Annotated in this window: 13 protein-coding genes; 5 read left to right on the forward strand and 8 right to left on the reverse strand. The window is 58.2% G+C overall.

Going from position 1 to position 12,458, the window contains the following annotated elements; translation table 11 throughout:
• Positions 1-12 precede the first annotated feature (12 nt).
• Both ACOQOY_RS06860 and rpiB read left to right on the forward strand, forming a co-directional pair.
• Positions 13-1,032 carry a ribose-phosphate pyrophosphokinase gene (locus tag ACOQOY_RS06860; protein WP_420584717.1) on the forward strand — a complete coding sequence of 340 codons (1,020 nt, stop codon included), beginning with the start codon at positions 13-15 and terminating at the stop codon, positions 1,030-1,032.
• Between the two features lie 63 nt (positions 1,033-1,095).
• Positions 1,096-1,545 carry a ribose 5-phosphate isomerase B gene (rpiB, locus tag ACOQOY_RS06865; RefSeq protein WP_420584718.1) on the forward strand — a complete coding sequence of 150 codons (450 nt, stop codon included), beginning with the start codon at positions 1,096-1,098 and terminating at the stop codon, positions 1,543-1,545.
• A gap of 64 nt (positions 1,546-1,609) precedes the next feature.
• Here rpiB and ACOQOY_RS06870 read toward each other — a convergent pair whose 3' ends face one another.
• The 8 genes from ACOQOY_RS06870 to ACOQOY_RS06905 form a co-directional block, all read right to left on the reverse strand.
• The gene (locus tag ACOQOY_RS06870; protein WP_420584719.1) at positions 1,610-2,023 is read right to left on the reverse strand and encodes a hypothetical protein; all 414 of its coding nucleotides are present in this window, start codon (positions 2,021-2,023) and stop codon (positions 1,610-1,612) included.
• A 54-nt stretch (positions 2,024-2,077) separates the two neighbouring features.
• Entirely contained in the window at positions 2,078-2,428 is a 351-nt protein-coding gene (locus ACOQOY_RS06875) for an H-type lectin domain-containing protein (RefSeq protein WP_420584720.1), read from the reverse strand.
• Between the two features lie 115 nt (positions 2,429-2,543).
• Positions 2,544-2,954 carry a F0F1 ATP synthase subunit epsilon gene (locus ACOQOY_RS06880; protein ID WP_420584721.1) on the reverse strand — a complete coding sequence of 137 codons (411 nt, stop codon included), beginning with the start codon at positions 2,952-2,954 and terminating at the stop codon, positions 2,544-2,546.
• A 12-nt stretch (positions 2,955-2,966) separates the two neighbouring features.
• Positions 2,967-4,391 (reverse strand): F0F1 ATP synthase subunit beta, encoded by a 1,425-nt coding sequence (gene atpD / locus ACOQOY_RS06885; RefSeq protein WP_420584722.1) that lies wholly within the window; start codon positions 4,389-4,391, stop codon positions 2,967-2,969.
• 18 nt (positions 4,392-4,409) lie between these two features.
• Positions 4,410-5,288: a F0F1 ATP synthase subunit gamma gene (locus ACOQOY_RS06890; protein WP_420584723.1), complete on the reverse strand. Its 879-nt coding sequence runs from the start codon at positions 5,286-5,288 to the stop codon at positions 4,410-4,412.
• Between the two features lie 12 nt (positions 5,289-5,300).
• On the reverse strand, positions 5,301-6,839 hold the full coding sequence (atpA, locus tag ACOQOY_RS06895) for a F0F1 ATP synthase subunit alpha (RefSeq protein ID WP_420584724.1): 1,539 nt from the start codon (positions 6,837-6,839) through the stop codon (positions 5,301-5,303).
• Complete coding sequence (locus tag ACOQOY_RS06900; RefSeq protein ID WP_420584725.1) at positions 6,840-7,400, reverse strand: F0F1 ATP synthase subunit delta; 561 nt, start codon at positions 7,398-7,400, stop codon at positions 6,840-6,842.
• Positions 7,401-7,699: 299 nt separating this feature from the next.
• A complete protein-coding gene (locus ACOQOY_RS06905) occupies positions 7,700-8,434 on the reverse strand; it encodes a methyltransferase domain-containing protein (RefSeq protein ID WP_420584726.1) in 735 nt (244 codons plus the stop codon).
• Positions 8,435-8,495: 61 nt separating this feature from the next.
• Between ACOQOY_RS06905 and gloB the strand changes: the two genes are divergently transcribed.
• From gloB to ACOQOY_RS06920, 3 genes are all read left to right on the forward strand, one after another.
• The gene (gene gloB, locus ACOQOY_RS06910) at positions 8,496-9,263 is read left to right on the forward strand and encodes a hydroxyacylglutathione hydrolase (protein WP_420584727.1); all 768 of its coding nucleotides are present in this window, start codon (positions 8,496-8,498) and stop codon (positions 9,261-9,263) included.
• A gap of 174 nt (positions 9,264-9,437) precedes the next feature.
• Complete coding sequence (gene clpA / locus ACOQOY_RS06915) at positions 9,438-11,762, forward strand: ATP-dependent Clp protease ATP-binding subunit ClpA (RefSeq protein ID WP_420584728.1); 2,325 nt, start codon at positions 9,438-9,440, stop codon at positions 11,760-11,762.
• Between the two features lie 86 nt (positions 11,763-11,848).
• Positions 11,849-12,457: a DJ-1/PfpI family protein gene (locus ACOQOY_RS06920; RefSeq protein ID WP_420584729.1), complete on the forward strand. Its 609-nt coding sequence runs from the start codon at positions 11,849-11,851 to the stop codon at positions 12,455-12,457.
• Position 12,458 lies beyond the last annotated feature (1 nt).

The following is a 12,458-nucleotide window of genomic DNA, read 5'->3' on the forward strand; positions in this document are numbered from 1 at the left end:
GACCTTCAGCCGATGCCGACACTCAACGAACCCAAGCTTATCGCTGGGAACGCAAACCTTCCGCTTGCCGAATCCATTGCCCGCCGACTGAGCCTGTATCGGGGCATTGATCAGGGTCTGGTCGATGCACGGGTCGAACGATTCAACGACGGCGAGATTTTCGTCGAAGTGTTCGAGAATGTTCGGGGCGAGGATATGTTCATCGTTCAGCCGACTTCGAACCCGGCCAATGACAACCTGATGGAGCTGTTGATCATCGCCGACGCTTTGCGCCGGTCGTCGGCTCAGCGTATCACTGCTGTAATTCCCTATTTCGGCTATGCCCGTCAGGATCGCCGCACCAAGGCGCGCACGCCCATTTCCGCCAAACTGGTCGCTAACATGCTGACCGGAGCGGGAATTGAACGGGTTCTGACCATGGACCTGCACGCTGCCCAGATTCAGGGTTTCTTTGATATCCCGGTGGACAACCTCTACGCCTCGCCAATCTTTGCCTTGGATGTGAAACATCAGTTCAAGGATAGTCTGGATGAGATCATGGTCGTCTCGCCCGACGTCGGCGGTGTGGCCCGGGCCCGCGAACTGGCCAAACGTATCAATGCCCCCCTTTCGATCGTGGACAAGCGCCGCGAAAAGGCGGGTGAAGTGGCTGAGATGACCGTGATCGGCAATGTCAAAGACAAGATCTGTCTGATCGTCGACGACATGTGCGACACCGCCGGAACGCTCTGCAAAGCGGCTCAGGTTCTGCTGGATAACGGCGCCAAAGAGGTCCACTCGTACATCACTCACGGCGTCATGAGCGGCCCCGCGGTCGAGCGTGTGACGAACTCGGTCATGAAGTCTCTGGTTTTGACCGATACGATCCAACCAACGCCCGAGATCAACAAGGCCAAGAACATCCGCATCGTTCCGACCGCTCCGATCTTTACGCAGGCGATCCTGAACATCTGGAACGGCACCAGCGTGTCCTCGCTGTTCGAGGACAAGACCCTGACGCCGATCTACGAATCCATGTACCACATGGACTGATCCCAACGGGTGGCCCAATCGGACCGCCCTATCCAATCTCAGACATAAAGGCAGGACGTTTCCGTGACCGCCAGCAAACGCATTGTTCTCTCCAGCGACCACGCAGCCATCGAACTGCGTCAGGCCGTGGCCAATCACATCGCCGCTCAGGGGTGGGACGTGGTCGATATCGGCCCCACCACCCCGGAAAGCACGCATTACCCCCTGCACGGCAAGGCTGCTGCCGAAGCGATTGCCTCGGGCGATTGCGCCCTTGGGATTGTGCTGTGCGGCACCGGTCAGGGTATCATGATGGCGGCCAACAAAGTGCCCGGTATCCGCTGCGGCGTGTGTTCCGATACGTTCTCGGCCCGGATGATCCGCCAGCACAACAACGCCAACATGCTGTCCATCGGGGCCCGCGTTGTTGGTGAAGGTACTGCGCTGGATATTGTTGATGCGTTTCTGGGGGCCGAATTCGAAGGTGGCCGCCACGCAACCCGCGTCGATATGATTGAACCGCAAGACAACTAAAGCGCCCCGGTCAATGGTTCCTCATCGAAAAGGCAGGGTATTGATACCCTGCCCTTGAGCTGCGTTATTCGGTACCCCTGAAACGTTTCGGAACGCGCCGGAACAACAGAACACTCAGAATCCCCCATACCCCCAGTGGCTTTGAGTTTATCTCTGCACCGACATCATTGTCATAATCTTCGGTTGAAAACTCATACCGTTCTATCTCGCGGATGTTTGAGAAACGTGTTCCTGCGACAGCCTGCCGGACTGTTTGTTCCGCAAGATCAAAATCTGTGACAACGAACCCAAAATTCACCTCGCCTGACCCGATTTCTGCACCGGACCATTCCCCAAGCCCCGCGTCCAACAAAGCCTGTTCGATATGCTCCATCGCTGCATTTCGGAAGTCCAGCGCCTTGGAAATAGAGGGGCTTCCGTTGGTGATACCGGGGACCTCTGAGATGTCGTAATAGATTTCGATGCTCTTGTCGGTCATACCACTAAAATTCCTATGTTATGGCGACCCTGCCTGCTTACCGGCACACAGCCGCTAAGAAATATTCCAATCATCGGCATGCGCCACTTCTCCGATCGCGGTCCACGCCACCCGAATGCGGGCAATGCGGGTATCGGACCAGGTGCGGAAAATCGCGTTGAACCCTTCGGCGGTGATACTCTCGGCCTGAACCTCGGCACGCAGGGCCGATGTGGTGTCGACATCCCACAGAGATATGCCAATCTGCACCACCGGGGGCGTTCTGAACCCCTCTTTAAACCGGATTTCTGTGCGACGCTCGCGGGGGCCTTCCCCGGTCCACATGTCGCCGCCGTTGCCGAATTCAGAAAACAGGACGGCCTCGCCCTGATCAATACCAATGGGATGGGTTTGAAACGTCTTCATACTTGTCATCTGTATAATAATGAATGCAGCCTATCCCCAAGCCTGGGCGAAATCACGACAAAAAAACGGCCCCGCAGGACGGAGCCATTTTAAATGATCTAATTACAACAAGCCGTTACAGGCTCATATGCGTTCCCAAGGCTTCCATGTCGGCCAACAGCTTGGCGGCGTCGTCAACGATGGTTTGGTCATCGCCTTCTTTTGCCGCCTCGTGCGAGGCGCGCGCTTCGGCGATCAGGTCATCCAGATGCGACCGGGTCACTTCGGCAACCGGAATGGCCTTTTCGGCCAGAACCGACAGGCCATCGCCGTTGATCTGAGCAAACCCACCGGTCACCAGATACTCGCTGGCGCCTGCGGGTGCTTCGACCTTCAGGATGCCCGGACGCAGCGTGGTAATCGTGGGGGCATGATCGGGCATCGCCGTCATGTCCCCGTCCGCGCCGGGTAGCTGGACCGCGGTGGCCTCAAGCGAAGCTAGGCTCCGCTCGGGGCTGACGAGGTCGAATTGCATTGTGTTTGCCATCAGGGATACTCCTTAGGCGGCTTCTGCGGCCATCTTCTCGGCTTTGGCGATCACGTCGTCGATGCCGCCAACCATCAGGAAGGCCGCTTCGGGCAGGTGATCGTATTCGCCAGCCACAACAGCTTTGAACGATGCGATGGTCACGTCCAGAGGAACCTGAACGCCCGGCGAACCGGTGAAGACTTCGGCCACGTCGAACGGCTGAGACAGGAAGCGCTCGATCTTACGGGCACGGGCAACGGTCAGTTTGTCTTCTTCCGACAGTTCGTCCATGCCGAGGATGGCGATGATGTCCTGCAGCGACTTGTAGCGCTGGAGGATCTGCTGAACGTCGGTCGCAACCTTGTAGTGCTCTTCACCAACGATGGCCGGGTCGAGCAGACGCGAGGTCGAGTCGAGCGGGTCAACCGCAGGGTAGATACCCTTTTCCGAGATCGCACGGTTAAGAACGGTAGTCGCGTCCAAGTGGGCGAACGAAGTTGCCGGCGCGGGGTCGGTAAGGTCGTCCGCAGGCACGTAAATCGCCTGAACCGAGGTGATCGAGCCCGACTTGGTCGAGGTGATGCGTTCCTGCAGGGCGCCCATGTCGGTGGCCAGTGTCGGCTGGTAGCCCACCGCCGAAGGAATACGACCCAGCAGAGCCGAAACCTCGGAACCCGCCTGCGTGAAGCGGAAGATGTTGTCGACGAAGAACAGAACGTCGGTACCGGATTGGTCACGGAACTGCTCGGCCAGGGTCAGACCGGTCAGAGCAACACGCGCACGCGCTCCGGGAGGTTCGTTCATCTGACCGTAAACCAGGGCCACCTGCGATTCCGACAGGTTGTCAGGCTTGATAACGTTCGATTCGATCATCTCGTGGTACAGGTCGTTCCCTTCACGGGTCCGTTCACCAACACCCGCGAACACGGAAAAGCCCGAGTGCACTTTTGCGATGTTGTTGATCAGTTCCATGATCAGAACGGTTTTACCAACGCCGGCACCGCCGAACAGGCCGATCTTACCGCCTTTGGCGTAAGGGGCCAGCAGGTCAACAACCTTGATGCCGGTGACCAGGATTTCCGACTCGGTCGACTGTTCGTCGAACTCGGGTGCGGGCTGGTGGATCGCGCGGGCCTCTGATGCTTCTACCGGGCCTTTTTCGTCAATCGGCTCGCCGACAACGTTCAGGATGCGGCCCAGAGTTGCGTTACCAACCGGAACCGAGATCGGTGCGCCGGTGTCGGTAACAACTTCGCCACGGACCAGACCTTCGGTCGCGTCCATCGCGATGGTGCGGACGGTGTTTTCACCCAGGTGCTGAGCAACTTCCAACACCAGGCGTTTGCCGTTGTTGGTGGTTTCCAGCGCGTTCAGAATTTCAGGCAACTGATCTTCGAACTGCACGTCAACGACGGCCCCGATGATCTGTGTGACTTTGCCTTTTGCATTCGCCATGTTTCGTCTCCGGTTTTCTTACAGCGCTTCGGCGCCGGAAATAATTTCAATCAGCTCGTTGGTGATCACGGCCTGACGCGAGCGGTTGAACTGGATCGTCAGCTTGTCGATCATCTCACCCGCGTTGCGTGTCGCGTTGTCCATCGCGGACATCCGTGCACCCTGTTCAGACGCCCCGTTTTCGAGCAGAGCCGAGAAGATCGCGGTTGCAACCCCCTTGGGCAGCAGGTCGGCCAGAATGGCCTCTTCGCTGGGCTCGTAGTCGAAAATGGCACCGCTATCGTCACCTGCCGCTTCGTCCTCGAACGAGGCGGGAATGACCTGCTGTGCCGTCGGGATCTGGGTCACAACGTTGACGAACTTCGAGTAGAAGATCGTGGCAACGTCGAACTCACCCGCATCGAAGCGAGACAGGACGTCCTTCGCGATGTCCTGCGCATTGGTGTAGCCAATACGTTTGACTTCGCTCAGGTCGACATGACCGACGAACAAGTCGCCCAGATCACGCTTGATCGCGTCACGGCCTTTTTTGCCAACGGTCAGAATTTTGACCGTCTTGCCTTTGCCGCGCAGCTCTTCCGCTTTGGCGCGGGCAAGCTTGGCGATGTTCGCGTTGAAGCCGCCACACAGGCCGCGTTCAGCTGTCATCACAACCAGCAGATGGACATCATCACTGCCCGTACCACGGAGCAGCTTGGGGGCGCTGTCGCTGCCCCCGACCGAAGCCGCCAGCCCCGCCATCACGGCATTGAACCGCTCGGCATAGGGGCGCGAGGCTTCGGCAGATTCCTGGGCGCGGCGCAGTTTTGCTGCCGCGACCATCTGCATGGCCTTGGTGATCTTGCGGGTCGATTTGACCGACTCGATCCTGTTTTTAAGGTCCTTCAGACTAGGCATCGGAACCTCCTATCAAGCGAAGGTCGCGGCGTATTCGTCGATCGCTGCCTTGATCTTGTCGGACGCGTCACCTTTGATCTTGGGGTCTTCGTCGGTGAGCCATGTCAGCAGGTCAGCGTGCTTACCGCGCAGGTGCGCCAGCAGACCGGCCTCGTAGCGGCCAACATCCGATACGTCGATCTTGTCGAGGTAACCGTTGGTGCCCGCGAAGATGACGCAGACGATTTCCGCGTTGGTCAGCGGCGAGTACTGCGGCTGTTTCATCAGCTCGGTCAGACGCGCACCACGGTTCAGCAGCTGCTGAGTTGCGGCGTCGAGGTCCGAACCAAACTGCGCAAACGCAGCCATTTCGCGGTACTGAGCCAGTTCCAGTTTAACCGGGCCAGCAACAGATTTCATCGCGTTGGTCTGAGCCGAGGAGCCCACACGCGAAACCGACAGACCGGTGTTCACAGCAGGACGGATGCCCTGGTAGAACAGTTCGGTTTCCAGGAAGATTTGGCCGTCGGTGATCGAGATCACGTTGGTCGGAATAAACGCCGAAACGTCACCACCTTGGGTTTCGATAACCGGCAGAGCGGTCAGCGAGCCTGCGCCGAAGTCTTCGTTCAGCTTCGCCGAACGTTCCAGCAGACGGGAGTGGAGGTAGAAAACGTCACCCGGGTAAGCTTCACGTCCGGGCGGACGGCGCAGCAGCAGGGACATCTGACGATACGAAACGGCCTGTTTCGACAGGTCATCATAGATGATCAGCGCGTGGCGGCCATTGTCACGGAAGTACTCGGCCATCGCAGTCGCGGCGTAAGGCGCCAGGAACTGCATCGGAGCCGGGTCGGACGCGGTCGCGGCAACAACGATCGAGTATTCAATCGCGCCGGACTCTTCCAGTTTCTTCACCAGCTGCGCAACGGTCGAACGCTTCTGACCAACCGCAACGTAAACGCAGTACAGTTTCTTCGACTCGTCGTCGCCTGCTGCGTCGTTGTAGGTTTTCTGGTTCAGGATGGTGTCCAGCGCCACGGCGGTTTTACCGGTCTGACGGTCACCAATGATCAGTTCCCGCTGGCCACGGCCAATCGGGATCATCGCGTCAACCGATTTCAGGCCGGTTGCCATCGGCTCGTGAACTGATTTACGCGGGATGATGCCCGGTGCTTTAACGTCTGCAACGCCACGCTTGGTTGCGTTGATCGGACCTTTGCCGTCCAGCGGGTTGCCCAGACCGTCAACAACGCGGCCCAGAAGTTCGTCACCAATCGGAACGTCCACGATCGAGTTGGTGCGCTTAACAGTGTCACCTTCTTTGATGTCACGGTCGGAACCGAAGATAACGACACCTACGTTGTCGCTTTCCAGGTTCAGCGCCATGCCCATGATGCCGCCGGGGAATTCGACCATTTCACCCGCTTGCACGTTGTCCAGGCCGTATACACGGGCAATCCCGTCACCGACGCTCAGCACGCGGCCGATCTCGGCCACTTCGGCTTCCTGACCAAAATTCTTGATCTGGTCCTTCAGGATTGCAGAAATCTCTGCAGCTTGGATTCCCATTTATCCGACCTCTTTCATTGCATTCTGTAGGGAGTTCAGCTTCGAACGGATCGAACTGTCGATCATTTTCGAGCCCACTTTAACGACAAGACCGCCGATGAGGCTTTCATCCACGGTCGCATTGATTGTCACGGTCTTGCCCACACGCTCGGACAGCGTCTTGGACAGTTTTTCCAGTTGTGTCTTGGTCAGCGCCTTGGCCGAGGCGACATCGGCGGTCACTTCGCCGCGCTCTTCGGCCAGCATGTCGCGCAGAACCTGCACCAGCTGAGGAACCACGAACAGGCGGCGCTTCTGCGCCATCAGACCCAGCGTGTTGCGCAGGATCGCGTGCAGACCCATTTTGTCAGCGACTGCTGTAATGGCGCTTTCCTGTTCAGCGCGCGAAACCAGCGGCGATGCAATCAGGTCGCGCAGCTCGGCGCTTTCGCCCAGTGCTGCTGCCAGATCATTGATGCCGGATTCCAGACCTGCGAGGTCATTATTCTCTTTGGCGATCTCGAAGATCGCAGTGGCATAGCGCTCGGCGATGCCTGTGGAAATCGAAGCTGGTTCGGACACGTCCACCCTTCCGATATTTGAGGCCCCGATTTTGGGTAGCGGCCGCTACCTTGGGGCGTGAGGAAACCCCGTCCGTTTAGGGCGGGGATCAAAATCACCGGGGATGTAGCAGAGCCGAACTCAGCTAGCAATATATTATCAAGGGAAGGACTTTATCCACAAATTGTTTAATTTCAATTGGTTACACCGGGTGCGACCCTTTTGTCCGATTGGCGGAGGTGAAAAATGTTACCAAAGTGCAGGTTTTTGCGATTCCTGTGACCATTTTCCCGCATTTTCACAGGCGAACACCGCATGTCTCAGGCAGGCTTCAACAACCCGTCCAGCGCTTTGATCGGACGGCGCTGAGTGTCCTTGGTGACACTGCCGCTTGGGGGGCGGATATGTTTCGTGACCTCGACCATCAGAACGCCTCCAGCCATGACGGTCGGGATCCGTTGACCGGTTTTCTCGATCAGACTGCCGGATTTCAGCCAGAACCGCCGAAACGACGGCGGCAGGTAAAGTGCCGAACAATGGTTTTCGGGTCTGAAATGATGTTCCTTCAGCTGATGTTCCAACTGCGAGGCGGAATAGGGTCGCCCAAAGCCAAAGGGCGTTTTGTCCGTCCGCGACCAAAGACCCGCACGATGAGGCACAACAAACAGCGCCCTGCCCCCTGGTCCCAATACTCTCCAGCATTCGTCCAGCAACTGATTTGGCCTGCTCGACGTCTCAAGCCCGTGCATCACCACCAGCTTGTCCACATGCCCGGTTTCTATTGGCCACATGGTTTCTTCTGTCAGAACTGAGACATTGGGCATCCCGGCAGGCCATGGCATAACCCCCTGAGGGCCGGGCATCAGGCCAATCACCCGGCGCGCATCGACCAGATAGGGACGCAGCAACGGCACTGCAAAGCCAAATCCCGCAACCGTTTGTCCTTTGGCTTCCGGCCACAATTCGGTCAGCCGCCCACGGATCGCCGCCTGCGCCGCACGGCCCAGCGTGCTGCGGTAGTAGAAATTCCTCAGATCCTGCACATCAAGATGCATTGCGGACACCCGGTCAATCGGCTTAGCTGAGCGCAGTCTAGCAACGAAAGGGCAAAAGGCCATGCCTCTTGAGATCGTTACCATCCCATGTCTCAGTGATAACTACGCTTTTCTGGCGCATGATGCCGCCAGTGGCCAGACCGCTTTGGTCGACGCCCCCGAACCAGGCCCGATTCTCGAGGCCCTGGATGCGCGCGCCTGGACCCTTAGCCACGTGCTGCTGACGCATCATCACTGGGATCACGTGGATGGTCTGGCCGGTATTCTTGAAAAACACCCCGCCAAGGTTATCGGTGCCGCCGCCGACGCGTATCGCCTGCCACCGCTGGATCAGCAGGTGTCAGAAGGCGATGTCTTCGAGATCGGAAGCGAACCGGTTCAGGTGATGGATGTGTCCGGGCATACGGTCGGCCATATCGCATTCTATATGCCGCAAAGCCACGCGGTGTTCACTGCCGACAGCCTGATGGCGCTGGGATGTGGTCGCCTGTTTGAAGGAACCCCTGCCCAAATGTGGGAGTCGCTGAGCAAATTGGCCGCGCTGCCTGACGAAACAATTGTCTACTCGGGCCACGAATATACACAGTCCAACGCAAAATTCGCCATTACCGTCGATCCGGACAACCCGGCACTAAAACAACGCATCGCAGATATCGAAAGCGCAAGGGCCGCCGGAACACCTACGGTACCGTCGTCTCTGGCGCTGGAAAAAGCGACAAACCCCTTCCTACGCGCGGAAAATCCCGAAATTCAGGCCCATCTTAGCATGGAAAACGCCCCCGCAGCTGATGTATTTGCCGAAATCCGGGCTAGAAAAGACCGATTCTAGTGCTTATTTGCCACCCCTCACGGCCACGGTCACAGGAAATGTGACTGTCAAGTGAAAGAAAACCCTTGAAGCCGGGCCACGATCAACCAAACTCTAATAGTATGAGGACATGGTTGGATTGGGGTTCCGGCCGAAGCCTGCCCCCGTTCCGACCCAAGACAGAGGAGCACCCGCGTGCCTTCATTCTCGAGCACATTAGAACAAGCCATTCACGCGGCCTTGGCGGCTGCGAATGAACGGCGCCATGAATTCGCAACGCTGGAACATCTGCTTCTGGCGCTGCTGGAAGAACCTGACGCCATTCGCGTGATGAAAGCGTGCAGCGTCGATCTGGACGAACTGCGCAGCACCTTGGTCGAATTCATTGACGAAGACCTGTCCAATCTGGTGACAGATATCGACGGGTCCGAAGCGGTGCCAACCGCAGCCTTCCAACGCGTGATCCAGCGCGCCGCGATCCACGTGCAAAGCTCGGGCCGGACCGAAGTGACCGGTGCCAATGTGCTGGTCGCGATCTTTGCCGAACGCGAAAGCAACGCGGCCTATTTCCTGCAAGAACAGGACATGACCCGCTATGATGCTGTGAACTTCATCGCCCATGGTGTGGCGAAGGATCCGGCCTATGGCGAAAACCGCTCGGTTTCGGGGGCGGATCAGGTCGAGGATGAGGTGCAGCCTGCCGCCAGTGAGGGCGAGCAGAAGGAAAGCGCGCTCAGCAAGTATTGCGTAGACCTGAACGCCAAATCCCGTGCAGGCGATGTTGACCCGCTGATCGGTCGCGCCGACGAGGTTGAGCGCTGCATTCAAGTTCTGTGCCGCCGCCGTAAGAACAACCCGCTGTTGGTGGGTGATCCGGGCGTGGGCAAAACCGCCATCGCCGAAGGTCTGGCCCATAAGATCGTGGCCGGAGAAGCACCCGACGTGCTGTCTGAGACAACGATCTACTCGCTGGACATGGGTGCTCTGCTGGCCGGAACCCGCTATCGCGGTGATTTCGAGGAGCGGCTGAAAGCGGTCGTGACCGAGTTGGAAGATCACCCTGACGCGGTGCTGTTTATCGACGAAATTCACACCGTGATCGGTGCCGGAGCTACGTCCGGCGGTGCGATGGATGCGTCGAACCTGCTGAAGCCTGCGCTTCAGGGGGGCAAGCTGCGCACCATGGGCTCGACCACTTACAAAGAGTTCCGTCAGCATTTCGAAAAAGACCGCGCGCTCAGCCGCCGGTTCCAGAAGATCGACGTGAATGAGCCTTCGGTTGAGGACAGCGTGAAAATCCTGCGCGGCCTGAAGCCGTATTTCGAGGAGCATCACGAGATCAAGTACACAGCCGACGCCATCAAAACGGCGGTGGAGCTGGCGGCACGCTATATCAACGACCGCAAACTGCCGGACAAAGCCATCGACGTGATTGATGAGGCTGGTGCCGCACAGCATCTGGTCGCGGAAAGCAAGCGTCGCAAGACCATCGGTGTCAAAGAGATCGAGGCCGTCGTTGCCAAGATCGCACGCATCCCGCCGAAGAACGTCACCAAAGACGATGCCGAGGTTCTGAAAGACCTCGAGGCCTCGCTGAAACGGGTGGTATTTGGTCAGGATGACGCCATCGTGGCGCTGTCCAGCGCGATCAAACTGGCCCGCGCCGGTCTGCGCGAACCTGAAAAACCCATCGGTAACTACCTGTTCGCAGGCCCAACCGGCGTGGGTAAAACCGAAGTCGCGAAACAGCTGGCGGATACGCTTGGGGTTGAACTGCTGCGTTTTGACATGTCCGAGTACATGGAGAAACACGCAGTTTCCCGACTGATCGGTGCGCCTCCGGGCTATGTCGGGTTCGATCAGGGCGGCCTGCTGACGGACGGCGTCGACCAGCATCCGCATTGCGTGCTGCTGCTGGATGAGATCGAAAAAGCCCACCCCGACGTGTTCAACATCCTGTTGCAGGTGATGGATCATGGCGAGCTGACCGATCACAACGGACGCACGGTGAATTTCCGCAACGTGGTGCTGATCATGACTTCGAACGCGGGCGCGCAGGAACAGGCTAAGGCCGCCATCGGCTTTGCCCGTGACCGTCGCGAAGGCGAAGACACCGCCGCGATCGAGCGCACCTTTACGCCGGAATTCCGCAATCGTCTGGATGCGGTGATCTCGTTCGCGCCGCTGCCGAAAGAGGTTATTCTTCAAGTGGTTGAAAAGTTCGTTCTGCAACTGGAAGCCCAATTGCTGGATCGCAACGTGACCATCGACCTGACGCCCAAAGCCGCCGAGTGGCTGGCCGACAAAGGGTATGACGACAAGATGGGCGCCCGCCCATTGGGCCGCGTCATTCAGGAGCACATCAAAAAGCCGCTGGCCGAGGAACTTCTGTTCGGCAAGCTGGCCAAGGGTGGTGTGGTGCGCGTCTCGGTCAAGAAAGGCGAATTGGACCTGCAAATCTTCGGCCCCGATCAGCCGCGCATTCCGGGGGATAAACCTCCGCTGCTGACGGCAGACTAAGTGCCTGTCAAAGACATTTCAAAGCCCGCCGGTAAACTGGCGGGCTTTTTTGATTGCTTCACACCATCCCGTAAAGGAGCAGCAGAATGCGCAAGATCGGAGCGTTGATTTTCCCGGGCTTCGAGTTGCTGGATGTGTTTGGACCCGTGGAGATGTTCGGCCTTCTCGATCAGGACTTTACGCTTGAGCTTGTGGCCGAAGATGCAGGGCCGGTCGCAAGCAATCAGGGGCCTAGAGCTTTCGCCGAAAAATCGATTGAAGATGCCGCAACCTACGACATCCTGTTTGTCCCCGGCGGTGCCGGAACCCGCCGGGAAGTGAACAACGCGCTGTTACTGGATTGGATAGCACGCAGTTCTGAACGCGCGGACTATACGCTCAGCGTCTGTACCGGCAGCGCCCTTTTGGCAAAAGCAGGCGTGTTGAACGGACGGTGCGCCACAACCAACAAAGCCGCGTTTGCATGGGTGTGTGAACAGGGGCCACAGGTCGACTGGGTTCCGCGGGCACGATGGGTCGAGGATGGTCCCTTCCTGACTTCGTCAGGCGTCTCGGCTGGCATGGATATGGCGCTAGGAGCTATCGCGCTGATGCACGGCGAGGACAAGGCCGAACAAGTGGCCAAATGGTGCGAGTACACGTGGCACCGAAACAAAAACGAAGACCCGTTTGCCCGCATTCACGGGTTGGTCTGAT

The sequence above is a fragment of the Ruegeria sp. genome (assembly GCF_965221235.1).
GTDB lineage: Bacteria > Pseudomonadota > Alphaproteobacteria > Rhodobacterales > Rhodobacteraceae > Ruegeria.

Bases quoted from the DNA above. Each gene is read 5' to 3' on its own strand.
- ACOQOY_RS06860 (WP_420584717.1), top strand. From the start codon at position 13: ATGCCGACACTCAACGAACCCAAGCTTATCGCTGGGAACGCAAACCTT.
- ACOQOY_RS06870 (WP_420584719.1), bottom strand. From the start codon at position 2,023: ATGACCGACAAGAGCATCGAAATCTATTACGACATCTCAGAGGTCCCC.
- ACOQOY_RS06875 (WP_420584720.1), bottom strand. From the start codon at position 2,428: ATGAAGACGTTTCAAACCCATCCCATTGGTATTGATCAGGGCGAGGCC.
- ACOQOY_RS06880 (WP_420584721.1), bottom strand. From the start codon at position 2,954: ATGGCAAACACAATGCAATTCGACCTCGTCAGCCCCGAGCGGAGCCTA.
- atpD (WP_420584722.1), bottom strand. From the start codon at position 4,391: ATGGCGAATGCAAAAGGCAAAGTCACACAGATCATCGGGGCCGTCGTT.
- ACOQOY_RS06890 (WP_420584723.1), bottom strand. From the start codon at position 5,288: ATGCCTAGTCTGAAGGACCTTAAAAACAGGATCGAGTCGGTCAAATCG.
- atpA (WP_420584724.1), bottom strand. From the start codon at position 6,839: ATGGGAATCCAAGCTGCAGAGATTTCTGCAATCCTGAAGGACCAGATC.
- ACOQOY_RS06905 (WP_420584726.1), bottom strand. From the start codon at position 8,434: ATGCATCTTGATGTGCAGGATCTGAGGAATTTCTACTACCGCAGCACG.
- gloB (WP_420584727.1), top strand. From the start codon at position 8,496: ATGCCTCTTGAGATCGTTACCATCCCATGTCTCAGTGATAACTACGCT.
- ACOQOY_RS06920 (WP_420584729.1), top strand. From the start codon at position 11,849: ATGCGCAAGATCGGAGCGTTGATTTTCCCGGGCTTCGAGTTGCTGGAT.